The organism is Halomonas sp. McH1-25, assembly GCF_022348165.1.
Taxonomy (GTDB): domain Bacteria; phylum Pseudomonadota; class Gammaproteobacteria; order Pseudomonadales; family Halomonadaceae; genus Modicisalibacter.
In genome coordinates this window covers 271,640-295,356 of the sequence record NZ_JAKRFI010000002.1, presented here as the reverse complement: position 1 = coordinate 295,356, position 23,717 = coordinate 271,640, and the positions used below count along the sequence as shown (strand labels likewise).

The window sequence follows — 23,717 nt, the reverse complement described above, 5'->3', positions numbered from 1 at the left end:
CCTTGTGGCTGGCGAGGAGGATCCCCTTCGGGGGCATTGCGACTTTAGTATAACGCTGCCGGCCGCCGGGCGGGAACGTCCACGGCGCCGCTGCGTCTCAACGCATGACTGCCAGCAGGCGCTGCAGACGCGTCAGGTCACGGGAGTCTCCCACCAGGCGCACGCGGCCGTCCATCAGGCCATCGAGAAAGGCACGCTGGGTTGGGCGACGCAGTATCGCCAGTGCAGCGTCGCTATCGCGAAAGCGCAGCTCCAGGTCGAGATCCACCGGCAAGCCGGGCGCCGTGCTGATCGCCGAAGGCGTCATGCGATAGTGACGGGCGATGCTCAGATCCTCGGTAGCGATTCCCCAGTCCAGCCGCTTGAGGTCGCTGAGCGTTTCACGAAAGCGCCGATTGCCGCGACGGGCACGCTTCAGCATCAGACCAAGCACCCATAGCATCAAGCGAAGTTTCATGCGGCCTCCAGGCATGGCGTAATCGCCCCGCAGCCGACGTGGACACCACGTGAGCCGACGTATGACGAGTGGCTAGGATGGCAAAAGGGGGGAATGCCGGCGTGAACCGCCGGCATGCGCCGAACGTCGGGCCATCCTACCCGATGTCCGGCGCCATCAACCGAGCTTACTTGGACACGGCGTCCTTGAGCGCCTTGCCGGCCTTGAAGGCCACGGTCTTGCTGGCCGGAATGGTCAGCGACTCGCCGGTCTGGGGGTTCTTACCGGTACGTGCTGCGCGCTCACGCACAGTGAACGAACCGAAACCGATCAATGACACGTCCTGACCCTTGGCCACGGATCCGGTGATCTCGTCGAGGATGACGTTGAGGACCTGGCTGGCCTTGTCCTTGGAGAGATCGGCACGCTCGGCAATCGCCGCGGCGAGTTCTGGCTTACGCATAAGAAGGAGCCTCCTGATTGGCTGTAGCAACGGCGGAAAAAGTCCGCCAATTCTTATTCTTCGACAAAGGGATAAAGCTAAGCCTTCGCAGCATGAGAACGCTCACGAAGGTTAAGACGACACTAGACTAGCAATGCCGGCGCGGCTCGCGCCAGTTCGACTTTCCTCCGCACGCAATCGCCTGTCAACGCAAAACCAATCAAACGTCCGTCCTTGTCCTCGGCGAGGGCACTCATGGCATGTCCTTCGCCTTCGATTCGCCAACGTTCCGGAGCGGTCTTGGGCGGCAGAGCCACTACCGGGCAAGCCGGTGTCTTGACCAGAATCGGCCAGGCCCCGTAACTGACCGGTGTCGGCGTGCCGCTCAGGGTCGCCGCCAATGCCCGGGCGCTGGCCTGCAGCGGCTGGACGTACATGGCGTTGACGCCGTCGACGCAGGCCACGTCGCCCAGCGCGTAGATTCCGGCGACCGAGGTCTGCAGGCAACGGTCGGTGTGGATACCCGAGACACTGGTCTCGAGCCCCGCGGCAATCGCCAGTTCACTGCGCGGCGCCAGTCCGGTGGCGACCAGCACCAGATCGGCGTCCAGCCCGTACCCATCGTCGAGCGTCAGCCGAACATCGCCGCCTTCCCCGGTCAGCGTCTGCAGGCTACGTCCGAGGTGCCATTCGATGCCGATATCGGCCAGGCTCTCGCCCAGCACCCGACCCAGCGGCTCGGGCAGCAGGCGCGCCAAGGGCGTGGTTTCGGGTGCGACCACTGCCACTGCATGCCCACCGGCACGCAGATCGTTGGCGAACTCGCAGCCCACCAGGCCGGCGCCGACGATGGCGACGCGCGCCGGGCGCCCCAACTGGGCGAGCGCTGCGTGGAAACGCCGATAGTCGTCGAGATCGTTGATGGTGAACACACGTGACATGAGCGCATCGGGAATGGCGAACGGAGCCCGAGGCATCGCGCCGGTAGCCAACACCAGCTCACCGTAGGCGAGACGTTCGGCGCCGATCGTGAGCTCGCCGGCCTGCGTGTCGATCGCCTCCACCCAGGTATGCGTACGAACCACGGCATTGAGCTGATCGGCGATTTCCAGGGCCGAGCGAGCCGCCAGGCGCTCGGGCGGCATGCGCTTGCCAAAGCCGGTGGACAGCAGCGGCTTGGAATAGTCATCGCCGCTATCGGCGGTGATCAGGGTGATCGGACGCTCGGGGTCGCGGCTGCGCAATTGACGGGCCAGGCCCAGGCCGGCCATGCCGGTGCCGAGGATGGTCAAGGGTGCGCTCATGACGCTCCTGGAGGTGGCTAATGGGTGCTGAATCCGCATGTTACACTACCGCCCGGCGTTTGACCCGGGAGCCCACGGTGCATCATCACGCGTTCATTTCCTTGCCCTCGCTCGCCTGGCGACCTGCCGCTGCCTGGCGGCCGGCCATGAGTCCCGCATGGTGGCGCTGGGTGGCGTCGACCGACTCACTGACGGCACGTCTGGTCGATGCTGCATCGGGCGATTTTCAGGTACGCCTAATTTCGCAGCGTCTCGTTCGGCCTCGCCGCGACGAGGCACTGGCACTGAACGTTTCTCCGGCGCGTTACGTCTGGTGTCGCGAGGTGGCCCTGTGCGCCGGCAGGCGACCTTGGGTCATGGCTCGCTCCGTCGCCCCCCTGGATGCGCTGCATGGACAGCGCATGGGCCAGCTCGGCGAACGTTCGCTGGGTTCCTGGCTGTTCCGCCAGCCGGGCTTGCAGCGTGGCCCAATCAGTGTCACCTCGGCCAGTCCCTGCACGCTTCCCAGCCTGTGGGGGCGACGCTCGGAGTTTCGTCACGGGCGCTTGCGGATATTGGTTCAGGAGTTTTTCCTGGCGCGCATGGCGGATGAATTGGGTCTGCCTTCACGCTAGACTGGCCGCGACCGTTTCCGGAGGCCTCCATGACCAAAGCTACGCATCCCCGCGGAATCGCGCGCTTGCCCGACTTTTTGCACCTGACCCGGCTCGACCGACCGATCGGGACATGGCTGTTGATGTGGCCGACGCTGTGGGCGCTGTGGATCGCCGCCGAGGGCCTGCCACCGCGCGACATCCTGCTGATCTTCGTCGCCGGGGTCTACCTGATGCGCGCCGCTGGCTGCGTGATCAACGATTACGCCGACCGCCATTTCGACGGTCACGTCAAGCGCACCAGGACGCGTCCGCTGGCCACCGGGCGCATCAGTGAGCGCGAGGCCAAGGGCTTGTTCGTCGCGCTGGTCGCTGCCGCCTTCGTCCTGGTCTGCTTCACCAACCTGTTCACCGTGATGCTGTCCTTCGGCGGCGTGGTGCTGGCCTTCATCTATCCGTTCATGAAGCGTTACACCCATCTGCCCCAGCTATTCCTGGGCGCGGCATTCTCCTGGGCGATTCCCATGGCCTTCGGCGCGGTGACCGAATCGGTCCCCACGGAAGCCTGGCTATTGTTCTTCGCCAACGTGGCCTGGACGGTGGCCTACGATACCGAATACGCCATGGTCGACCGCGACGACGATCTGAAGATCGGCATCAAGTCCACCGCCGTGCTGTTCGGGCGTCTCGACTGGCTGATGATCGCCCTGCTACAGGGGGTGACGGTGCTGCTACTGATGATCGTCGGCGGTGAACTGCGTCTGGGCGGCTTCTATTGGGTGGGGCTGGCCGGCATGACGGCGATCTTCGTCTATCAGCACTGGTTGATTCGCGACCGCTCACGGGAGCGCTGCTTCCGGGCCTTTCTCAACAATCACTGGGCGGGATTGACGCTATGCGCCGGGCTGGTGCTGGATCTATGGCCGGCGGTATAGTCGTGTCATATTGCTGTCATATTGTCGCGGTGTAATCGTCACTGTCCTGTCATTGCGGATACGCAAGGAAACGCATCCGTCCACTGCTCGAGGCCAGGTGAATGACTTCGAAGACCGTTCTGATCGTCGATGACGAAGCCTCCATTCGTGAAATGATCGCGGTGGCCTTGGAAATGGCCGACTATCGCGTGCTCGAAGCGGACAATGCGCAAGCGGCGCATGCCATCGTGGTCGACGAGAAGCCCGATCTACTGTTGCTGGACTGGATGATGCCCGGCACCAGCGGCATCGAACTCGCCCGTCGCCTCAAGCGCGAGGAAACCACCGCCGAACTGCCGATCATCATGCTCACCGCCAAAGGTGAGGAAGACAACAAGATCCAGGGGCTCGAGGCCGGCGCCGACGACTACATCACCAAACCGTTCTCGCCCCGCGAACTGGTGGCACGGCTCAAGGCGGTGTTGCGCCGGACCACGCCACGCGGCATCGAAGAGGCCGTGGAGATCGACGGTCTACTGCTCGATCCCGCCAGCCATCGCGTCTCCTCCCACGGCCAGGCATTGGAGATCGGGCCCACCGAATACCGCCTGCTACAGTTCTTCATGACGCACCAGGAACGCGCCTACACCCGTGGACAACTGCTCGATCAGGTATGGGGCGGTAACGTCTACGTCGAGGAGCGTACCGTCGACGTGCATATCCGCCGCCTGCGCAAGGCGTTGGGCGACCCTCACCAGCAGATGATCCAGACCGTGCGCGGCACCGGCTACCGCTTCTCGGCCAGGGTCTGATCGGAGCGCCATGTACTACTGGACCAATGAACTCTGGCGACTGGCCTATCTGGTCGGTGGCCTGGGGCTGTTGGGCTGGGTACTCGGCGAACCGGGCTGGGGATTGGCTGCCGGCTTGGGGCTGTTCGTGTTCATCCATCTGCGCCATCTGCGCCAGCTCTATGTATGGCTGGCACTGCATCCCGGCCAGGAGCCACCGGCGGGTACCGGCGTATGGGGCGATCTGTTCGACCGTCTGTACCGCTATCAGAAGGGCCAGCGCCAGACCCAGGAACGCCTGCGCGACATCATTCGTCGCGTACAGGACTCCTCGGAAGCCATGCGCGACAGCGTCGTCATGCTCGATAGCCGCGGCGACCTGGAATGGTGGAACTCCGCCGCCGAACGCATGCTCGGCCTGCAGACTCGCCACGACCGCGGCCAACACATCACCAACCTGCTGCGCGATCCGCGTTTCATCGAGTATTTCAACGCTCGCGATTATCGTGAGCCTCTCACGCTACCCTCACCGATCCGTGAAGACCTGATCCTGCAGTTCCAGATCACCCTATACGGCGACGACGAACGCCTGGTGATGGCCCGCGACATCACCCGTCTGCATCGCCTGGAGCAGATGCGCCGCGATTTCGTCGCCAACGTCTCCCACGAGCTACGCACCCCGCTGACCGTGCTCACCGGCTATCTCGAGACCTATGGCGAGTATGCCGACCAGTTACCGCCACGCTGGCAGCGTGGCATCACCCAGATGCAACAGCAGACCACGCGCATGCAGAACCTGGTCACCGACCTATTGCTATTGTCGCGTCTGGAAACCGATCATCAGGTCGAGCAGGCCGAGCCCATCGACATTCCCGCCCTGCTGGAGAGCATCCGCCAAGACGCTGACTCGTTGTCCGGCGATCGGCATACCCTACGTGTCGACATCGAGGAAACCGCTCGTCTATCGGGCGTCGCCCAGGATATCCGCAGCGCCGTCTCCAACCTGGTGTTCAATGCGGTACGCTACACGCCAGAAGACAGTACGATTACGCTGCGCTGGCGAGCGTACCGCAACGGCGCGGCGCTGGAAGTCGAAGACGACGGCGAGGGCATCGATCCGGTGCACATTCCACGCCTCACCGAACGCTTCTACCGCGTCGACAAGGGGCGCAGTGCAGAAACCGGCGGCACTGGCCTGGGACTGGCCATCGTCAAGCACGTGCTGCTGCGCCACGGCGCCCAGCTGGAAATCGATTCCCACCCCGGCGAAGGCGCGCTGTTCCGCTGTGTGTTTCCGGCCGAGCGCCTGGTGAAAGAGGACGGCGAAGCGGCTCAGGCCGGCTCGCGGCGCATGGCACAGGCCGCCGGCAGCGGGCAGTTACCGCAGTAATCGAGGCCGGGCAGCTTGTAGCGCACGCAGCAGACGCGACGCAGCGACTCGGTGTCGCCTGCGGCATTCTCGACCTGACGCACCGGGCGATAGAGAGGATTGCGCTCGCCGTCGGCGAAGCAAGGCAGGTTCATCAGATGCGCTCCGTCATTGACGGCGGAAGGCCGCTCGGGCAAGGCCTGGAGCTGGTCGATCAGGTAGGCGTAATAATGGCCGGCATTGCTCCACAACGCCTTTTTTCCGATCCCGGTATGCGCCGTCATGGCCGCAATGGCGGGGCCCAGCAGATCGTCCATCAGCGGACGCAGACGTGCCTCGACATCGCCCTGCGCCACCTCGATACCCTCGCCTTCATGGGCAACCACCAGCCGCTCCGCCAACCCCAGCTCGTCAAGCTGCACGCCCAGCGTGTCGAACGTCACCGGCAGACGCCGGTCGAGCAGCAGGTTGGCAGCTACCGGCAGGGAGACCGTATACGCCAGGAAATACTTCGACCATTGCGACATCAGCGCACGCCGGTCGGGGCGGCGATAAACCGGCGTCATGAACTCGACGGCGTAGCGCTCCAGTACCTCGTCCAACCCCTGCGGGCTGAAAAGCTGCTGCACCGGCACGACCTCGCCCCTGGCCTGTGACGGTAACAGGACCCGGTCGTGTAAGGCGGCAAACGGCCCCTGAAACAGGGCGGACAGTGTGGGCAGCATGGGCACGGCCTGTTAGGCGAATGCTTATGCATGTTAGATGAAAGTCATTCTCGAAACCACCCTATTGAAGCAGCAGAGAAGGTCTTCATGCCGGCATCGGCAGGAAGCCATTGACCTCGAAGCCGGACTTTTCAAGCGTATCGACATAGCCCAGCGTGGCAATGCTCTTCCCGCGTCCGGTCAACCCAAGCATCCACCGTCAGTGTACGGTCAATCCTGCATCGACGACGAACGCCTGAGCGGTACAGCCGCGGCTATCGTCGGCCGCCAAAAACATCGCCATGGCGGCGATGTCATCGGGTAATAGGCGAAACCCGAGGGCCTGCAGGGCGAGGAATTCGGCATCCTGCTCCGGCGTGCGCCACAGCCGCTGCTGCTTATCGGTCACCACCGCGCCAGGGACCAGGCTGTTGACTCGGATGCCATGGGGCCCAAGCTCCCGGGCCAGCGTGCGTGTCAGTCCATGAATGCCCGCCTTGGCAGTGGTGTAACCGCTCATGGCCGGATTGCCACGCATCCATGCCACCGAGCCCAGGTTGATGATCGTGCCGCGTCCACGTTCACGCATGCCATGCGCGGCTGCCTGGGCAGCGAAGAAATGCGCTCGCAGGTTGATGGCCTGGCTGCGGTCCCAGTCCGCCGGCTCGATCTCGAAGAATGCCTGACGCCGGTCGTCGGCGGCATTGCTGATCAATACGTCGATCGGCGCTTCGCGCTCCAACGCCCTCAGCGCAGCGCGCAGCGAGTCGATATCGGTCAGGTCGCAATGCCGATAGCGCAGGTCCGGTAGCCGTTCGCCCAGGGCGCTTGCCGCCGAATCATCGATATCCAGGACCGTGACGCGCGCCTGTTGGGCGGCAAAAGCCATGGCCAGCGCTGCGCCGATTCCCGAAGCGCCGCCGCTGATCACCACGTGGCGCCCGGCCAGCGACGGATAGCGGGCGCGCAGGCTGGCGCTCAGTGGCTCCCACATCAGCCGCGTCCCCGGTCGAGCAGCGCCGCCAGCGGCTTGCCGTCCAGCGATGCCGTGTCGAGACTCAGCAGCTCGGCGAAGGTGGCGCCGGCGTCGTCCATGCGCTGGATGCCGGTGGCAGTGTCTAACGGTAGCTGCGCACCGGCGCGGATGCCCTCGCCATGGAAGATCGCCAGGCCCTGGTTGGAGGCGAACGCCGTACTCGCCGTGGGCACTTGGGGGCCATGATTGGCGCCGGCGCTGGTCACTGGTGCTACGGTATCGCCTCGGCTGTTGGTGCCCCAGACGAAGCCCGGCGCGTAGGCGAACAGCACGTCACCCATGTGCTCGCCCCAGTAGCCCAGCACACTGGCATCCTGCTTTTTGACCGCCAAGGCCACTGCATTGCATTCGCCCTCGGGCGTGTCGACGTACCAGGTGGTCAGTGCCTTGAGAATGCGGGTCTGTACCTGATCGACCTCCGCGGCATCGACGACATCGCGATTGACGAAAATTTCAAGTCCCCCGCGTTCGTCCTTGAGGAAGGCGCGGCTGCGCTCGGCAATCGCCCGACCGTGGGCATCGAGGCTGCACAGGTCGAACTCGGCCAACCGTCGATGGATGTCGCACAGATAGCGATTGGGCACGTCGCCATGATCGGAGGCGAGCACGATCACGGTGTCGTCGCGCCGTCCCGCCAACAGCTTGCCCACGGCGTCGTCCAGAATCCGATAGGAGCGACGGATGACGTCCAGGTAACGCGCCTGCTCAGCCGAGGTATAGAATGCCGACGCGGGATCGCAATAGGCCAGGCAGGTGTGGTGGGTTTCGTCGTTGAGACGAAACACGGTGGCGAACAGTTGGAAGTCTTCTTCGTTAAGCAGTGTCAACGCGCTGTCGGCGAGCCACTCCAACTGATAACGCCCCTCCTCGAAGCTGGTCTCGAAGTAACGGATATCGGGATCGGCCGACACCGTCCACTTGGAGATGAACGGCCCATGACGCTGAGTCAGGCGCGCGGCCAGCGCCGGCTGGTTGCTTGACTTGCCGGGTGCGGTAATCTGCGACTGCAGCAGGTCGAGCCGACCTTCACCGGCATCGTAAGCGAGCAGCTTGAATCGCACATGGCCACTCTCGTCACCGTCTACGACGGGAAGCCATTCGCTCCAATCACCGACACCCAGCTCGGCCTGACTATCTCCCATTTCGAGGGTCAATCGAGTCGAGCCCTGAGGCGTCAGCGTTACCGCCAACGGCTCGCCACGGTTGACCGGGATGAGGGCAAGATAAGCGTCACCGGTACGCTCGATGGCGAATCGGTTGTGCTTGTGATGATGGGCCAGGGTTCCGCTCGGCGGCCAGCCCAGCGCCTCGTTCTGGGGTGATTCCGCCCATTTTTCCAGGTGGGTGCTGTGCAGGCAGGCTGGTGCCAGTTCAATCGGTGCCGGTCCGGCGGCGCTCCAGAACGGCGCGAAGCAGAAGTCCTCATCGCCGGCGGGCAGCAGGCTCTCGGGGAAGTGGACCAGCGCGGCGCGTTGGCCGGCTGTGCGCATCAGCTCGAGCAAATGGCCGGTGCCGCGCGGCGGCATGCGTTGGCCGATCCAACTGGTGCCGGGTGCCTGGCCAGTGAGAAAGGCAACGAAGTTGGTGTCGCCCCAGGTCGAGATGTAGGGTAGCAGCCGGCTCGTGCCTCCCTCGTCACGCAAGCGCCGGATGTTGGGTAGCACGCCCTCGGCACAGAAGCGTTCGACGAGTTCGGGAATCAGTCCATCGACTCCCAGCAGCAATATTTTCTTGGCTCGATTGGTCATACAGCGTCCTTTTTCAGAAGCGGCGATCAAGCGTCGATGCGATAGCGGTCGATGACGCTTCGGTCGATCTCGATACCCAGACCCGGCTTGTCGAGCACCTCGACGCAGCCGTTGGCATTGAGCTGGAACTCACCACCGATCAGTTCCTGACGGAAGGGATGCGCCGATTGGTCGTACTCAAGCATCGGCTCGTCGGGCGTCAACGACAGCGGCTGAGGAGGCAAGCTGGCAATGAACTGCACCGCGGCGGCCAGTCCGATACCGGACCCCCACACGTGCGGGATCAGCGGCACGTGCCAAGCCTGGGCCAGCGCGGCGATCTTCTGGCATTCGGTGAGCCCGCCGGCGGCGCCGAGATCCGGCTGGATGACATCCAGCGCGCCCTCGCTGATCAGGTCGCGGTAACCGATCTTGGTGTATTCGTTCTCGCCAGCAGCGATCCAGGTACGCGAGATGCCCTTGAGCTCGCGGTAGCCATGACGGTTTTCCGGGCTCAGCGGCTCCTCGAACAGATGCACGCGGGTGTCTTCCAGCTCCATCAGGATGCGCCGTGCCGCCGCCACGCTATAGGCGCAGTTGGCGTCCATCATCAGCGTCACGTCGTCACCCACCGCCTCGCGCACGGCGCGCATATCGCGAATGTCCGCCTCGATACCGAAGCCGGTCTTGAGCTTCATCGCCCGGTAGCCGTTGGCCTGATGGCGCAGCGCCTCCTCGACCACCTCCTCGGGGTACTGGCCGTCCTTACGGCGATAGAAGCCGGTGGCATAGGGGCGGATCTCGGTGCGGAACGCGCCGCCCATTAGCCGATGGATCGGCTGCCCCAGCGCCTTGCCGGCCAGATCCCACAGCGCGATATCGACAGCCGCGATACCGAACAGCGCCACACCCTTCTGGCCGTAGGGCCGGGTGTGGTTGTACAGCGTTTCCCATAGCACTTCGCGATCGAAGATCGAACGGCCAATCACTAGCGGCTTTAGCGCATGCTCGACGATTGCCTGAGCGACCTGCGGCGGCTGCAGGCCGTGATTGACGCACTCGCCCCAGCCGACCAGGCCGTTGTCGGTATGGATTTCGACCAGCATCGCAGTACGCTGGTGCACCCAGCCCTGGGAGAAGGCGAACGGCTGATCCAGCGGCGCGGCCAGCACATGAGTCTTGAGGTCGGTAATGATCATGACAACTCGCTCATCGAGGAAGTGGAAGGTTGGGCCTGAGTTATCCAGACTTGGATGCGAGCGGCGCCAAACGCCGATAACGCGCCACGAGCAGGCGATAGAGGCCGTAAAGCACCAACAGCACGGCCAGCGTGACGCCGATCACGGCGGTCAAGGAGCCTGACGACGATGTCAGCCCGAGTGGCGACAGCGCCGCGTAGATCAGCACCAGCAGCGCCACCAAAGCCCAGCTGGCGTGGCGGGCATAGCGCCAGGGAGTCACGTCGACCTCCCGGGTATAGGTCAGCACGAAGGGGGTCGATAGGGGTTTCAGGTAGCGCACAAGGCTCATCACGCCGAGCATCAGGACGAAATTGAGCCCGACCAGCACCAGCCAGTGGACCTGTACGAAGCCCAGATCGTCACCCAGCACGAAGTGCGTGACGTAGAAGAACGCCATGCCGAAGGCCAGGCCGAGATAGCCCGCCAGCGCTGGTGCACGCTTAGAGATCACCCCGAATAGCACCACGGTGAAGATCGGTACGTTGATCACCGCCATGATGGTGCGCATCAGCGTGTAGAGGCTGTCGGCACTGGCGATGAACGGCGCGATGACGATGCACAGCACGATGGTCACGATGGCGAACAGCCGGCCCACGGCGACGGTCTGGCGGTCGCTGGCATCGGGACGAATGAGCTGCTTGTAGAGGTCCAGGCTGATCAGCGTCGACAGGCTGTTAACGCCGCTATTGAAGGAGCTCAGGATTGCGCCGAACATCGCGGCACAGAAGAATCCGGTCAGCCAGGTCGGGAGTATCGCCCGTACCAGCACGGGGTAGGCGGTATCGGCGTTGAGTGCGTCGCTGCCCGGTTTGCTGGGAATGTCCAGCAGACCGTGCTGGAACAGGTGGTAGGCGATGATCCCCGGCAGCACCAGCATGAACACGCCGACGATCTTGAGAAAGCCCGCCGCCAGCACGCCCTTCTGGCTCTCGGCCAGGTTCTTGGCGCCCAGAGCGCGCTGCACGATGGCCTGGTTGGTACACCAGTAGAACAGGTTGATGATGATGACCCCGGAAATCATACCGTACCACGGGATGTTGGCATCGTCGCTCAGGCCCACGGCGTTCATCCGTTCGGGGGATTCGGTCACCAGCGTGTGGAAGCCGGTGCCGAAATCGCCATCGCCCAGCGTGTAGAGTCCCAGGATCGGCACCAGTAGCCCGGCGATCAGCAGCCCGATGCCATTGATGCTGTCCGAAACCGCCACCGCCTTGAGACCGCCGAACACTGCATAGATCCCTCCGATGACGCCGATGGCTATCACCATCAGCCAGGTCGTCGCTGTCTGGCCGGTACCCAGCAGGCCGCTGATGTCGAACAGTTGGCCCAGCGTGATGGCGCCGGCATAGAGCACGAACGGCAGGAAGCCGATGACGATGGCATAGATGAAGATCAGCGACGCCACCACGCGCATGCGCTTGCCGAAGCGGTTTTCCAGAAACTGCGGAATCGTGCTGATCCCCGAGCGCAGATAACGCGGCAGGAACAGGAACGCCAGCGCGATGAGCGCCAGGGCCGCCATGGTTTCCCAGGCCATGACGTTGGCACCGTTGCTGAAAGCGTTGGCGTTCAACCCGGTGAGCTGCTCGGCCGAGATGTTGGTCAGAAACAGCGAGCCGGCGATCACCGTCCAGGTCAGGCTGCGCCCGGCCAGGAAGTACCCGGTAACCTGGCTCAGGTCTTCCCGGCGGGTCTTGAGATAGGCGATGACGGCGACCAGCGCCGTGAAAAATAGAAACGACACAAGCGTCAGCATGGTGATACCTCGCAGGTTAAGCCTTGTAGTTATTCGATGACGCGAGTCGATGTCTGGCGACGGCGCGCTAATTTGGCGCGCCATTGCATGAACGACGACCACAGCGTCCAGACGAGGAACAGGCCTATCAGCACGAACAGCGTCGTGGCGATGCCGCTATGGGTGAAAAAGGACAGGAAGTCACCGCGCGAGATCAGCAGTCCGCGGCGCAGCGAGCTTTCCAGCGCCGGCCCCAGCACCATGCCGATGACCAGCGGTGCCAGAGGATAACCGCCCCGCCGCAGTGCGTAGGCGAGAATGCCGGTCAGCGCGGCGACCACCAGATCGAGCGGATTGCCGCGCACCGATGCCGCACCGATGAAGCTGAACATCACGATGCCGGCCATCACGAAGCCCAACGGCAACTTGAATAGGTAGCGGAACAGCCCGATGGAGGGTTTGCTGAGAATCAACATGACCACGTTGACGATGATCAGCACCACGAACAGCGCATAGACCGTCTGTGCCTGATCCGCCATGAGACGCACGCCCGGCGTGATGCCGTGGATGACCATCGCCCCCATCATCATCGCCGTGACCACGTCGCCGGGGATGCCCAGCGCCAGGGTCGGAATGAAGGCGCTGCCGGTCACCGCGTTGTTGGAGGATTCCGAAGCGATGATGCCATCCGGCTCGCCCTTGCCCAGCTGTGCGCGGCGCGGCGAAAGTTTCTGCGCGGTGGCGTAGCTGATAAAGGCCGCCGCCGCCGCGCCGGTACCCGGCAGCGCACCGACGAAGCTGCCGATGAACGAGCCGCGCATCAGCTCGATCAGGCGTCGGCCGATCTCGCCCAGCGGCGGGAAACGCAATCGCGCCTCGGGAATCACCGTGGCCTCTTCATCACGCGCCGAGAAGCGGACGAATATCTCCGATAGCGCGAAGGCCCCCACCACCACCGGGATCAGATCCAGCCCCGAACTCAGCGCCTGGGTGCCGAAGGTGAAGCGATCGGCGCCGGTGATCGGATCGCTGCCGACCATCGAGAAGAAAAAGCCCATCATTCCGCATAGCAATCCCTTGAGAAGGCTGCCACGCGAAATCCCGACGATGCACAGCATCGCCAGACAGACCAGCGCGAAGACCTCGATCGAGCCGAAGTTGACGGCGAACTTGGCCAATTGCGGTGCACAGAAGATCAACAGCACGCAAGAGAGCACGCCGCCGAAGAAAGAGGCGAAGGTCGCCCACCCCAGCGCCTCGTCGACGCGGCCTTGCTGAGTCATCGGATAGCCGTCGAAGGTGGTCGCCGCCGACTGCGGCGTTCCGGGCGTGTTGATCAGAATCGCCGTGATAGACCCACCGTAGACCGAGCCACAGTAGACGCCGATCAGCAGCGCCATGCTGGTGATGACATCGAGCCCAAAGGTAAACGGCAGGAAGATCGTCAGTCCAACCACCGAACCAAGGCCGGGTAGCCCGCCAATGACAATGCCGGCCCAAGTGCCGATCACGATCGCCAATAGCGCCTGCCAAGTGAAGGCATCACCCGCCGCCGCGAGTATCACGTCCATCTCAGATCACCCCGCTATTCATCATTGCCGGCAGGCGGATCAGCAGCACATGATGGAACAGGAACCACAAGCCGCCGCCGATCAGCACCGTACCCACCAGCAACGGCAGCGGTCGGCGCACCCGAAACAGCCACAGTGTCAGCGCCACCAGCACCAATGCCGGCAATAGAAAGCCGAGCGTGTCCACCGTCACGGCGGCCACCAACACCGCCCCCATCAATAACGGCAGCGGCGACAACGATGGTTTTAGGGGCGGCGCGCGGCGCAACGCTTCGACAATCACCAGCGACAGCGCCATCGCACACCAGATTGCCAACACTACGCGGGGCACCAGCATGGCACCGTCCGGTCCGTTCCAGGCCACGACCGAGAGACCGATGCCGGCGGCCAGCAGCGCCAGCGCGAGCCACAAGCGGGGATGAGTCAGGGATGCGAGCATGGGCTCTCCTCCTGGAGCGAATCGTTACTGGGTCAGGCCGGCGTCCTGCAGTACCTGCTTGTTGGCTTCGAAGCGCCTCTTCACGAAAGCCTCGAAATCGTTCGGACCGAGATAGGCGATGCCGGCCTTGGCCTTCTCGGCGAAAGTCCTGAAGCGTTCGGATTCGACTGTGGCCTTGCAGGCATCGGCGTACTGCGCGGCCCGCTCTTCCGAAATGCCCTTGGGCGCCACCACGCCCTGCCAGACGGCGAAATCCAAGGCAGGCAGGCCGAGCTCGTCGATGGCCGGCACGTTCTCGTAGCCCTTCACGCGCTGTTCGGCGAAGACGGCCAGCGGGCGCAGGTCATAGTTTTCGAGGATGGTCTCGGTGTCGGCCATGATCTGGATCTCGTTGCCGGCGAGCGCGTTCATGGCCGGGCCCGAGCCACTGTAAGGCACGTGCTCGGCCTTCAGATCGCTGTTGACCACCAGCGCCGCCATGGCCAAGTGCGGCAGCGTGCCGGGGCCGGAAGAGCCGTAGAGAAACGGATACTCCTGCGACTGCTCTACGAGTTGCTGAAAGGATTCGATATCGGAGGATTTCGAGACCATCAGGAACATCGGGTTGGAGACGGTACGGCAGATGTAGGTGAAGCTATCCGGGCCGTAGGAGAGTTCCTTGAGCGACGGCTGGATACTCAACGAGCCCGCCGGCGCATATTCGATGATGTTGGGATTGCCCTCGCTGCCGGCGACCTCGGCCGTGCCTACCGTGGCACTGGCACTGGCGACGTTGCGCACCACCGAGGTCACCCCCATGTGCTGCGAGAAGACTGGTTCGAAGCTTCGGGCAACGATGTCTGTCGCTCCGCCGGCGGCGAACGGCACGACGATATCCAGCGTGTCGGCGGCCAATGCCGAATGAGTGGCGCCGGCCAGCGTCAATGCAGCCAAGGAACAACGCAGTGATTTCATGGCGAACTCCGTATTTCGTAGCGCTACGAAATTGATCGTGTTGTTTTCGCCGGCCCGGTCGCTTCTCTTGTACCGAGCGGCGCTATGTAGTGATCCTCTGTTTACGCTAGTTATCGTAGCGCTGCGATTTTTGCTCTACAATCGATCCTCGTCGTCCATTCGTCGTAGTTGCAGTACGTGAACAGGGGTCTGCCATGGCACGATCACGATCGACACATCGACCCCGGTACACTATCGAAGCGGTCACGACGAGAAGCTAAGAAGCGTTCATGCGAAGGAATAAGGACCAAGGCCGTGGCAAGACGCAGGCGCAGTTCACAACGAGTCACCATGGGAGAAGTCGCTCAACTGGCGGATGTGTCGCCGAGCACGGTGTCTCTCTACATGCGGCGCCCGGATGAGGTTTCCCCGCGACGCGCCGAGAAGATCCAGTCGGCGATCGACCGACTGGGGTATCTACCCAACACCATGGCCGGGGGACTGGCCTCGTCGCGTTCCAATGTCATTGGCGTGATTGTGCCGACCATCACCAATTCGTTCTTCTCGGCCACGCTCGAGACCTTGGAACGCCACCTGCGTAACGCCGGGTATCAACTGCTGATCGGCAACACCGAGTTCGACGAGTCGCGCGAAGAGGAACTGATCCGCTCGATCATGAGCTGGAATCCGGCCGGGCTGGTGTTGACCGGTTTCCTGCACAGTCGCAAGTCACTCTCGCTGCTAGCCCACAGCGATACGCCGATCGTCGAGATGTGGGACTACGGGAGACCGGGGCTGGATATGGTGGTCGGGTTCTCACACCACGTCAGCGGTAGTCTGGTGGCCGAGCATATGGTCAACAAAGGCTACCGGCGTACTGCCTTCATCAGCACCAACTTCCAGCGCGATGTGCGCGCCGGCGATCGCTATCACGGCTTTTGCGAGACCGTCGAAGCCGCCGGCGGCCAAGTCGTGCTGCGCCAGCTCTCGGGGCGCAGCGATACCGAGGAAACCGGTCGTCTGGTCGGAGAACTGATGGCCGAACACCCCGAGACCGAAGCGATCTGCTGCTCCAATGACATGGTCGCCCTCGGTGTGATGTTCGAATGCCAGCGGCGGGGCTGGTCGATCCCCGACCGCCTCGCCGTAGCCGGCTTCGGCAACCAGGACTTCACCGCCAGCACCGTGCCGCCGATGACCAGCGTCGAGCCGCCGCGCCTGGAGATCGGCCGGCACATCGCCCGGCTCTTGCTGGCACGTATCAAGGGCGATCTGCCGGAAACCGAGAAACGGCTCGATCTGGGGGTCAGACTGATGGCTCGCGGGAGCACCTGACCGGCCAAGCGACCTGCGCTTGCCCAGCGCTCACGTGCGCATCGGCAACTGGCGATAATGCTGCTGCCACATCAGCACCGAGCCGGCCACCGCCCCGGGCAGGAAGATGAGGTTGGCCAGCGGTATCCAGGTCGCCGCCAGTATCCAACCGCCGAACGTCAGCGTCGGCCACCAGCGGGCACGCAGGCGACGCCGCATGTCCTTGAAGCTGACTTGGTTGTTGTCCATCGGGTAGTCAAGGTAGGTGATCGCCATCATCCAGGCCGAAAATGCCGCCCACAGGAACGGCATGATCAGGTTGAGGCCCGGCACGAAACCAAGCACGAACAGCAGTGCCATGCGCGGCAGGATGTAACCCAGCTTGACCATTTCACGCCCCAGCGAGTCGATGGCAGTCCGCGTGAAGCCGCGATCGTCGCTGGGTGGCTGGCCGGTGACGCGCAATTCGACCTTTTCGGCGAGGAACCCATAGAACGGCGCCGCTATCAGATTGGATACCAGCGTGAAGGTAAAGAACACCACCACGATCAGGCTCAACACCAGCAGCGGCCAGATCAGCCACTCGAGCCAGTTCAGCCAACCCGGCACCTTGAGCATCCAATAGTCTATCCAACCACCGAAATTGTTGATCAGATAGACGACCGTGCCCGCATACAGAACGAGATTGACGAGAATCGGCAGGAAGACGTAACGGCGCAGGCCCTTCGACAGTACCAGTCGGGTTCCCTGCGCCAGGGCGCCAAACGCATTGAGCATAGTGAGCCTTTCCGTTGCAAAAAGGCCTAACTCTTATGCTTGCCGACCTCATCGTCAAGCTTGTCGCTCGCCGTGTGGCGCACATCGAGCCCCTTGACCAAGTAGATGACGTACTCGGCCAGGTTGTCGGCATGATCGCCGATCCGCTCCAGCGCCCGCAGGATCCACATCACGCTGAGGATCGAGCTGATCGAGCGCGGATCCTCCATCATGAACGTCATCAGCGAGCGCATGGCGGTGGTGTACTCGCTGTCGACGGTATCGTCCTCGTGCACCACCTTGATGGCCAGCTCGGTATCGAAACGCGCGAAGGCGGTCAACGCATCGCGCACCATGCGCCGCACATGCTCGCTGATGTGGCGTACCTCGACGAAGCCGCGCGCGTTGCGTCCGGACTCCACCAGGGCCAGGGCGTTGCGGGCGATCTTGTTGGCCTCGTCGCCGATGCGCTCGAGATCCGAGGTGGCGCGGATCACCGCCAGCACCAAGCGCAGGTCGGACGCCGCCGGCTGGCGGCGGGCCAGCACCCGGGTCGCTTCCTCGTCGATCTTGATCTGCATGTCGTTGACGGCCTTGTCGTTGTCACGCACGCGCTCGGCCAGGTGGCTATCGCCTTCGAGGAGGGCCTCGATGGCATCCTGGACTTGCTTCTCGACCAGGCCACCCATCGCCATCAGGTGGGTCTTGAGCTCCTCGAGCTCGTGGTTGAACTGCTTGGAAATATGCTGGCTGTGAGTATCGCTGGTGATATCCATAACTGACTCCTCGACCGCAGGGTTAATTCATACGGCCCGTGATGTAATTTTCGGTACGCCGTAGCCGGGGGTTGGTGAACAGGTTGTCGGTGGCGGCATACTCGACGAGCTCGCCATCCTGCAGGAATGCCGTGTAGTCCGAGACCCGCGCGGCCTGCTGCATGTTGTGAGTGACCAGGATCAGGGTCAGCCGCGACTTGAGCGAGCGGATCAGTTCCTCGATCTTGAGTGTCGAGATGGGATCGAGCGCCGAAGCCGGCTCGTCGAGCAGCAGGACCTCGGGCTGTACCGCCAGGGTCCGGGCGATCACCAGACGCTGCTGCTGACCGCCGGACAACGTCCAGGCCGAACTGTGCAGACGATCCTTGACCTCGTTCCACAAGGCTGCCGACTCGAGCGCCCACTCGACGATCTCGTCGAGAACGCGCTTGCGCTTGATGCCCTGCAGCCGTACGCCGAAGGCCACGTTGTCGTAGATCGACATCGGAAAAGGATTGGGCGTCTGGAAGACCATCCCTACCCGGCGACGCAGCTCCGCCACGTCGACCTCCGGCGCATGGATGTCCTGCCCCGCCAGAACGACCCGCCCCTGGTGGCTGACTTCCTCGTTGAGGTCGTGAAGGCGGTTCAGGACGCGTAGCAGGGTCGACTTGCCACAGCCCGACGGCCCGATGAACGCCGTCACCCGCTGGCATGGGATGCGCAACGTCAGGTCGCGCAGTGCCGGTTTGCCGTCATAAGCCAGTGAAAGCCCTTCGATCTCGAAGCAGCTGGCCTCGCTGGCAAAGTCGGTCACCGCCGACGCCGATGTCGGTGTCACTCGGGAGGACAAGGTGGCTGACAACGTCGACTGGCCTCTTAACGATTCAGGGCACGATGCCGTGCCCGCAGATGATGACGAAGAAATATTGCAGTTAGGTTAAGCACCACGATAACCACGACCAGCAACAGTGCGGTGGCATAGACCAACGGTAGGGCCCGTTCGACGTCGCCCCCCTGAAAGCCGATATTGTAGATATGGTAGCCCAGGTGCATGAACTTGTTGTCAAGATGCAGGAAGGGGAACTCACCGTCCAGGGGCAGCTGCGGTGCCAGTCGCGCCACGCCTACCAGCATTAGCGGCGCCACCTCGCCGGCGGCCCGCGCCACGGCCAGAATCACCCCGGTGAGCATGGCCGGCACGGCCATGGGCAGAACGACCCGGCGCAGCATCTCGTAGCGGGTGGCACCCAGCGCCAGCGCGCCTTCGCGCTGCTGGACGGGAATCCGCGCCAAGCCTTCCTCGGTGGCGACGATCACCACCGGCAGGGTGAGCAGGGCCAGGGTCAGCGATGCCCACAGCAGACCACCGGTGCCGAAAGTCGGCGACGGCAGACGCTCACTGAAGAACCAGCTATCGAGCTGGCCGCCGATGCCGTAGACGAATACTCCGAGGCCGAACACGCCATAGACGATGGAGGGCACCCCGGCGAGGTTACGCACGGCAATGCGCACCAGGCGGATCAGCGGGCCCTGGCGGGCGACCTCGTTGAGGTAGATGGCGGCCAGAACGCCGAAAGGCGTGACGATCAGCGACATCAATAGCACCATCATCACGGTACCGAAGATCGCCGGCCAAACCCCGCCTTCGAGATTGCCGGCCCGCGGCCCCTCGCTGAGAAAGGTCCCTACGCCGCGCGCCCAGTGCAGCAGCTTGTCGACCCAGGACATGGCATTGGGCCGCCAGACGGCCAGCACGCCGGCCAAGGGCTGTTCCAGCCGACGCCCCTCCACGCTCTCCAGAATCAGCGTGTCCCGCTCCAGGGCGGCATCGAGTTCGGCCCGCCGTTGACGGGCCGTCTCCCAACGCTCGATCAGCTCGGCCCGTTGCGTCGGGTCCACTTCGCCCGTGTTACGCAGTGCCACCAACCGTCTCGCAACGGGCTCGACGACCTCGTCGCTCAATTGCCGACGCTGTTCGCGCAGCGCCTCGACGCGCTCGAGCCTGGCGTTCAGGGCCTGCCATGCCTCATCGTTATCCAAGGTCAGCGGTGCTGCAGCGTCCGACTCGCGGATCGCCACCAGGCGTCCCAGGAACTCTCCCCAGTGCTCGCGTTCCATCACCAATACGTCCTCGGGACGCTGGCGACTATCGATCGTCTCGATATCGACCCAGCGCCAATAGCTACCATCGAGGTCGCGATTGCCGGTTCGGTAGAGCGCATCGGCCTGGGGATCGCCGGCCACATGCTCCTGGCGCACCCACTGCCCGGCGAAGCGTTCCCCCGATTCCAAGGTGACGACCTCGACCGGCGCCGGCCAGAAATGCGCCAAGCCGCGGCTACCGAGAAGCACCAGCAGGGCCAGGAGCGCCAACAGGGACAGCGCAACGCTACCCGCCGCCAGCCACGGCCAAACGCCTTCGCCGCGTCGACGCCATAGGCTCATGCGCCGGCCCCCAAGTGACGGTAACGGCGCTTGAGGCGCAGGCGCACCACCTCGGCCAGCGTATTGACGCAGAAGGTGAACACGAACAGCAGCAGGGCGCTCAGGAACAACAGCCGGTAGTGGGTACTGCCCACGGCGGCCTCGGGCAGTTCGATGGCCAGGTTGGCCGACGCCGAGCGCAATCCCTCGAAGGGACTCCATGACATCAGCGCGGTGTTGCCCGTCGCCATCAGCACGATCATGGTCTCGCCGACGGCCCGTCCGGCGCCGATCATCACCGCCGAGAAGATGCCCGGGCTCGCGGCCGGTAGCAACACCCGCCACAGCGCCTGCCAGCGGGTCGCGCCCAATGCCTGGGCACCTTCGCCCAGGCTACGCGGAATACCGGCCAAGGCATCCTCGGCCAAGGCGTAAATGGTGGGAAATACCGCGAAGCCCATCGCCAGCCCCACGATCATGGCGTTGCGACTGGCGTAATCGAGACCCAGCCGGGTTTCCAGCCAGGCCCTCAGGTCGCCGCCAAACACCAGCGTTTCCAGGCCTGGCGCGATCTGCATGGCCAACCAGATAAGCAGGGCCAGCCAGGGTATTAGCCAGAGTCCCGCCCAGCCCAGTGGCAAGCGTGCACGCAATGCGTGGGGCAGACGCACCCAGAGCGCGCTGCCCAGCCACATGCCCAGCGGCAGGATGACGATCAGGGCCAGCGCCCCGGCCAGATGCCTCTCGACGTAGGGCGCCATTACCAGACCGGCGACAAAACCGATGACTACCCCCGGCAGGGCTTCCATCAGTTCGAGGGCCGGCTTGATACGCGAGCGCAGGCGCGTCGACATATACACGGCGCTGTGTGCGGCGGCGCCCAGCGCCAGCGGAATCGCAAAGACCAATGCCCAGGCCGCGGCCTTGAGCGTGCCCCAGGCCAGCGGTGCCAGCCCGAAACGAGGCTCGCTCTCGACGCCGCTGGCGGCGACCTGCCAGCGATGCAACGCGTCGTCATGGCCTTCGTAGTGCACCGGTGTCCATAAGGTGTCCCAGTTCACTTCGGCATGTTCGGCAGCGATGGCGAAGCGGGTCAGGCCGGTGTCGTCCAACCACCAGAGGGCACGGCCATCGGCACGGAAGTCTACCGCCTGAGGGAGTCCATTCGCTGTCTGGCCATGCCAGCGCCGTCCCGCCACGGCCTGATAGAGAGCCAGTTGGCCCTCGCTATCCATGGCCAGCGCCAGGCGTCGCGCGGGAAACGCCAATAGCGCGGCAATCGGTGCATTGCCCACGCCTTGATAAGGCTCGGTGGCGAGCAATGGCATCGCCTCGCCACGTGCATTCAGCCAGCGCCGCACGCCACCTTCACTGTCCCCGACCAGCAGGGTCTCGCCGCCGACCAGGTAGCTCAGGGCAGTGATTCGCCGACCCTCCGTCACGCCTTGTACCTGGCCCAACCTCTGCGGCACGGACGATGCCAGAGACCAGACCGAGAGCTGTGCGCCTTCGGCGAGTACCAGGCGTCCCTCGTCTCCCAGTGCCAGGTGGGATGCCGTCTGCGGAATGGCGTGGCGCGTTGTCACCGCTCCAGCGGATCCGATGAGGGCGGCCACGCGACCTGTCTGGCTACGACCGGCCAGCCGCCAGGGCCCGTTGTCATCGCCTTGCAGGACCAGTTCGGTGACTGGCTGGCCGGCAAACAGGGCGTGACGGGTCGCTTGCGACCACACCGGACGTGCATCGTCGCCACGCGGCACCAGGATGACGTCTCCCTGACTCAGGCCGAGCGCCAGGCGTCGCGATGTCTGGGCCGTGCTGGCAATGGTCTGTCCCTGCAGCAGCGCCTCCGCTAGCGGTGCATCAGGCACGAGCGATTGGCCCGCCGTGCCCTGCCAGGCCTTCCCTTGCCTGTCCAGTAAAGAGACCTGGCCGGCGTCATCGACCTGTATCCAGACCACCCGATCGGCCTGCCCACTGTTCAGGGAAAGCGCTGGTGACTCGCTATCGACTCGGGCCGGAGAGAACAATGGTGCGACTTCCAGTGCCAGAAAAACCCCGATCGCCAGTACCGCTGCAATCACGCCGATGCCTCCGGCGCTGATCAACAGCGTCGCCAGACGGTCGCGCGAGTGCCGCAAGCGACGTCGCAGGCGCGAAGCAGGCGTGGAAAAATCGATCATGACTCAGAGTTCCGGCGCTCAAGCATGGAGCAGCAATTTACGACAGTTTCATGTCAGTCGGATGACATGCGTTCCACGGGCACTTCCAGGCCCAGCGTACGCCGGGCCTGAGCCAATGTCGCCTCGGGTAACGGCACGAAGCCCGACTCGCGTACCAGGGCTTGCCCACCGGGCGATAGCACCAAGTCGAAGAAAGCGCGTTCCAGGGGTGGCAACTGCGTTCCGGGCGGCAGATTGACGTAGAGATAGAGTGGCCGTGCCAATGGGTAGCGACCACTGATGGCGGATGACATGGTAGGCGCGATACGCTCGCCCCGAGCGTCGATCAGCGCCAGCGGTTTCACGGCCTGGGTCAGATACCCCATGCCCGCATAGCCGATGCCGGCCGGGCTTTCCGCCACGGCCGCCACGACGGCCGACGAGCCGGTGTACTTGTTGACCCGCGGCCGGAAATCGCCATGACACAGCACGTCGCGCTTGAAGATCGCGTAGGTGCCGGATGCCGACGTTCTGCCATGCAACTCGATGGGGCGCTCCTTCCAACGTCCCGATAGCCCCAGCCCCCCCCAGTGCGCCAGGCTCGGGCCGCCGCCGCAACGATACGTATCCGAAAACAGAGCGTCCAACTGCGTCAGACTGATGGCTTGCAGCGGATTCGTGCGATGTACGAAAACGGCCAAAGCATCGATGGCGACAGGGACCGACAGGGGAGCGTAGCCGTAACGCTCGATGAAGGCCTCGCGCTCGGACGGCGTCATCCGACGCGACATCGCGCCGATCCGGCTGGTGCCCTGCACCAGCGCCGGAGGCGCCGTTGCCGACCCGGTGGCCTGCAGCTGTACGCTCACGCCGGGATGGCGCCGTTCGAAGCGCTCCCCCCAGGCCATCATCAGCTCGGCCAGGGTGTCCGAGCCGGTAATGTCCAGATTGCCGGCTATGATGTCCTGACGCTCCGCCTGGCCCAGCGCAGGCAACGACACTGCCAGCCAGATCAGCAACCACCACAGGTTCGGAACCCGGCGCCGCTCGGTCATGACTGTCTCCATT

The 23,717-nt window shown here is 63.9% G+C and carries 22 protein-coding genes; 5 read left to right on the top strand and 17 right to left on the bottom strand.

What is annotated here, in order from left to right; all coding sequences use genetic code 11:
* Positions 1-97: 97 nt before the first annotated feature.
* The 3 genes from MHM84_RS07820 to MHM84_RS07810 all read right to left on the bottom strand — a co-directional run bounded on the left by MHM84_RS07820 (position 98) and on the right by MHM84_RS07810 (position 2,182).
* Positions 98-457 (bottom strand): hypothetical protein, encoded by a 360-nt coding sequence (locus MHM84_RS07820; protein WP_239264519.1) that lies wholly within the window; start codon positions 455-457, stop codon positions 98-100.
* Between the two features lie 166 nt (positions 458-623).
* Entirely contained in the window at positions 624-899 is a 276-nt protein-coding gene (locus tag MHM84_RS07815) for an HU family DNA-binding protein (protein WP_019018826.1), read from the bottom strand.
* Positions 900-1,021: 122 nt separating this feature from the next.
* Entirely contained in the window at positions 1,022-2,182 is a 1,161-nt protein-coding gene (locus MHM84_RS07810; RefSeq protein ID WP_239264516.1) for an FAD-dependent oxidoreductase, read from the bottom strand.
* Positions 2,183-2,202: 20 nt separating this feature from the next.
* On the opposite strand from MHM84_RS07810, the gene MHM84_RS07805 reads away from it, so the two are divergent.
* From MHM84_RS07805 to phoR, 4 genes are all read left to right on the top strand, one after another.
* The gene (locus MHM84_RS07805) at positions 2,203-2,796 is read left to right on the top strand and encodes a chorismate lyase (protein ID WP_239264514.1); all 594 of its coding nucleotides are present in this window, start codon (positions 2,203-2,205) and stop codon (positions 2,794-2,796) included.
* Between the two features lie 29 nt (positions 2,797-2,825).
* Positions 2,826-3,710 (top strand): 4-hydroxybenzoate octaprenyltransferase, encoded by an 885-nt coding sequence (ubiA, locus tag MHM84_RS07800; RefSeq protein ID WP_239264511.1) that lies wholly within the window; start codon positions 2,826-2,828, stop codon positions 3,708-3,710.
* A gap of 101 nt (positions 3,711-3,811) precedes the next feature.
* Positions 3,812-4,501 (top strand): phosphate regulon transcriptional regulator PhoB, encoded by a 690-nt coding sequence (gene phoB / locus MHM84_RS07795; protein WP_239264508.1) that lies wholly within the window; start codon positions 3,812-3,814, stop codon positions 4,499-4,501.
* Positions 4,502-4,511: 10 nt separating this feature from the next.
* Positions 4,512-5,870 (top strand): phosphate regulon sensor histidine kinase PhoR, encoded by a 1,359-nt coding sequence (gene phoR, locus MHM84_RS07790; protein WP_239264507.1) that lies wholly within the window; start codon positions 4,512-4,514, stop codon positions 5,868-5,870.
* Here phoR and fhuF read toward each other — a convergent pair.
* From fhuF to MHM84_RS07750, 8 genes are all read right to left on the bottom strand, one after another.
* On the bottom strand, positions 5,813-6,574 hold the full coding sequence (gene fhuF, locus MHM84_RS07785; RefSeq protein ID WP_239264504.1) for a siderophore-iron reductase FhuF: 762 nt from the start codon (positions 6,572-6,574) through the stop codon (positions 5,813-5,815). The two genes, phoR and fhuF, sit on opposite strands and share 58 nt — an antisense overlap.
* 199 nt (positions 6,575-6,773) lie before the next feature.
* Positions 6,774-7,547, bottom strand: a complete 774-nt coding sequence (locus tag MHM84_RS07780) for an SDR family oxidoreductase (protein ID WP_239264502.1) — start codon at positions 7,545-7,547, stop codon at positions 6,774-6,776.
* The gene (locus MHM84_RS07775) at positions 7,547-9,337 is read right to left on the bottom strand and encodes an alkaline phosphatase family protein (RefSeq protein ID WP_239264499.1); all 1,791 of its coding nucleotides are present in this window, start codon (positions 9,335-9,337) and stop codon (positions 7,547-7,549) included. The genes MHM84_RS07780 and MHM84_RS07775 overlap by 1 nt, the downstream gene beginning before the upstream one ends.
* Before the next feature lie 26 nt (positions 9,338-9,363).
* Positions 9,364-10,515 (bottom strand): mandelate racemase/muconate lactonizing enzyme family protein, encoded by a 1,152-nt coding sequence (locus MHM84_RS07770; protein ID WP_239264497.1) that lies wholly within the window; start codon positions 10,513-10,515, stop codon positions 9,364-9,366.
* Positions 10,516-10,555: 40 nt separating this feature from the next.
* Positions 10,556-12,313 carry a solute:sodium symporter family transporter gene (locus MHM84_RS07765; protein WP_239264495.1) on the bottom strand — a complete coding sequence of 586 codons (1,758 nt, stop codon included), beginning with the start codon at positions 12,311-12,313 and terminating at the stop codon, positions 10,556-10,558.
* A gap of 29 nt (positions 12,314-12,342) precedes the next feature.
* Complete coding sequence (locus MHM84_RS07760; RefSeq protein ID WP_239264493.1) at positions 12,343-13,863, bottom strand: tripartite tricarboxylate transporter permease; 1,521 nt, start codon at positions 13,861-13,863, stop codon at positions 12,343-12,345.
* Position 13,864: 1 nt separating this feature from the next.
* Complete coding sequence (locus tag MHM84_RS07755) at positions 13,865-14,302, bottom strand: tripartite tricarboxylate transporter TctB family protein (protein ID WP_239264491.1); 438 nt, start codon at positions 14,300-14,302, stop codon at positions 13,865-13,867.
* A 24-nt stretch (positions 14,303-14,326) separates the two neighbouring features.
* Entirely contained in the window at positions 14,327-15,256 is a 930-nt protein-coding gene (locus tag MHM84_RS07750) for a tripartite tricarboxylate transporter substrate binding protein (RefSeq protein ID WP_239264489.1), read from the bottom strand.
* 330 nt (positions 15,257-15,586) lie between these two features.
* Here MHM84_RS07750 and MHM84_RS07745 point away from each other — a divergent pair, with 330 nt between their 5' ends.
* A complete protein-coding gene (locus MHM84_RS07745) occupies positions 15,587-16,570 on the top strand; it encodes a LacI family DNA-binding transcriptional regulator (RefSeq protein WP_239264487.1) in 984 nt (327 codons plus the stop codon).
* 30 nt (positions 16,571-16,600) lie between these two features.
* On the opposite strand, the gene cysZ is transcribed toward MHM84_RS07745, so the two are convergent.
* The 6 genes from cysZ to MHM84_RS07715 form a co-directional block, all read right to left on the bottom strand.
* Complete coding sequence (gene cysZ / locus MHM84_RS07740) at positions 16,601-17,326, bottom strand: sulfate transporter CysZ (RefSeq protein ID WP_239264485.1); 726 nt, start codon at positions 17,324-17,326, stop codon at positions 16,601-16,603.
* A gap of 26 nt (positions 17,327-17,352) precedes the next feature.
* Positions 17,353-18,081, bottom strand: a complete 729-nt coding sequence (gene phoU / locus MHM84_RS07735) for a phosphate signaling complex protein PhoU (protein ID WP_239264483.1) — start codon at positions 18,079-18,081, stop codon at positions 17,353-17,355.
* Positions 18,082-18,103: 22 nt separating this feature from the next.
* Entirely contained in the window at positions 18,104-18,877 is a 774-nt protein-coding gene (gene pstB / locus MHM84_RS07730; protein ID WP_239265298.1) for a phosphate ABC transporter ATP-binding protein PstB, read from the bottom strand.
* A 62-nt stretch (positions 18,878-18,939) separates the two neighbouring features.
* Complete coding sequence (gene pstA, locus MHM84_RS07725) at positions 18,940-20,508, bottom strand: phosphate ABC transporter permease PstA (RefSeq protein ID WP_239264481.1); 1,569 nt, start codon at positions 20,506-20,508, stop codon at positions 18,940-18,942.
* A complete protein-coding gene (locus MHM84_RS07720; protein ID WP_239264478.1) occupies positions 20,505-22,670 on the bottom strand; it encodes an ABC transporter permease subunit in 2,166 nt (721 codons plus the stop codon). Before MHM84_RS07720 ends, pstA begins: the two co-directional genes overlap by 4 nt.
* A 53-nt stretch (positions 22,671-22,723) precedes the next feature.
* Entirely contained in the window at positions 22,724-23,704 is a 981-nt protein-coding gene (locus MHM84_RS07715) for a phosphate ABC transporter substrate-binding protein (RefSeq protein WP_239264476.1), read from the bottom strand.
* Positions 23,705-23,717 lie beyond the last annotated feature (13 nt).

Coding starts and splice junctions, on each gene's coding strand:
- MHM84_RS07820 (WP_239264519.1), bottom strand. CDS start 457: ATGAAACTTCGCTTGATGCTATGGGTGCTTGGTCTGATGCTGAAGCGT.
- MHM84_RS07815 (WP_019018826.1), bottom strand. CDS start 899: ATGCGTAAGCCAGAACTCGCCGCGGCGATTGCCGAGCGTGCCGATCTC.
- MHM84_RS07810 (WP_239264516.1), bottom strand. CDS start 2,182: ATGAGCGCACCCTTGACCATCCTCGGCACCGGCATGGCCGGCCTGGGC.
- MHM84_RS07805 (WP_239264514.1), top strand. CDS start 2,203: ATGGGTGCTGAATCCGCATGTTACACTACCGCCCGGCGTTTGACCCGG.
- ubiA (WP_239264511.1), top strand. CDS start 2,826: ATGACCAAAGCTACGCATCCCCGCGGAATCGCGCGCTTGCCCGACTTT.
- phoB (WP_239264508.1), top strand. CDS start 3,812: ATGACTTCGAAGACCGTTCTGATCGTCGATGACGAAGCCTCCATTCGT.
- phoR (WP_239264507.1), top strand. CDS start 4,512: ATGTACTACTGGACCAATGAACTCTGGCGACTGGCCTATCTGGTCGGT.
- fhuF (WP_239264504.1), bottom strand. CDS start 6,574: ATGCTGCCCACACTGTCCGCCCTGTTTCAGGGGCCGTTTGCCGCCTTA.
- MHM84_RS07780 (WP_239264502.1), bottom strand. CDS start 7,547: ATGTGGGAGCCACTGAGCGCCAGCCTGCGCGCCCGCTATCCGTCGCTG.
- MHM84_RS07775 (WP_239264499.1), bottom strand. CDS start 9,337: ATGACCAATCGAGCCAAGAAAATATTGCTGCTGGGAGTCGATGGACTG.
- MHM84_RS07770 (WP_239264497.1), bottom strand. CDS start 10,515: ATGATCATTACCGACCTCAAGACTCATGTGCTGGCCGCGCCGCTGGAT.
- MHM84_RS07765 (WP_239264495.1), bottom strand. CDS start 12,313: ATGCTGACGCTTGTGTCGTTTCTATTTTTCACGGCGCTGGTCGCCGTC.
- MHM84_RS07760 (WP_239264493.1), bottom strand. CDS start 13,863: ATGGACGTGATACTCGCGGCGGCGGGTGATGCCTTCACTTGGCAGGCG.
- MHM84_RS07755 (WP_239264491.1), bottom strand. CDS start 14,302: ATGCTCGCATCCCTGACTCATCCCCGCTTGTGGCTCGCGCTGGCGCTG.
- MHM84_RS07750 (WP_239264489.1), bottom strand. CDS start 15,256: ATGAAATCACTGCGTTGTTCCTTGGCTGCATTGACGCTGGCCGGCGCC.
- MHM84_RS07745 (WP_239264487.1), top strand. CDS start 15,587: ATGGGAGAAGTCGCTCAACTGGCGGATGTGTCGCCGAGCACGGTGTCT.
- cysZ (WP_239264485.1), bottom strand. CDS start 17,326: ATGCTCAATGCGTTTGGCGCCCTGGCGCAGGGAACCCGACTGGTACTG.
- phoU (WP_239264483.1), bottom strand. CDS start 18,081: ATGGATATCACCAGCGATACTCACAGCCAGCATATTTCCAAGCAGTTC.
- pstA (WP_239264481.1), bottom strand. CDS start 20,508: ATGAGCCTATGGCGTCGACGCGGCGAAGGCGTTTGGCCGTGGCTGGCG.
- MHM84_RS07720 (WP_239264478.1), bottom strand. CDS start 22,670: ATGATCGATTTTTCCACGCCTGCTTCGCGCCTGCGACGTCGCTTGCGG.
- MHM84_RS07715 (WP_239264476.1), bottom strand. CDS start 23,704: ATGACCGAGCGGCGCCGGGTTCCGAACCTGTGGTGGTTGCTGATCTGG.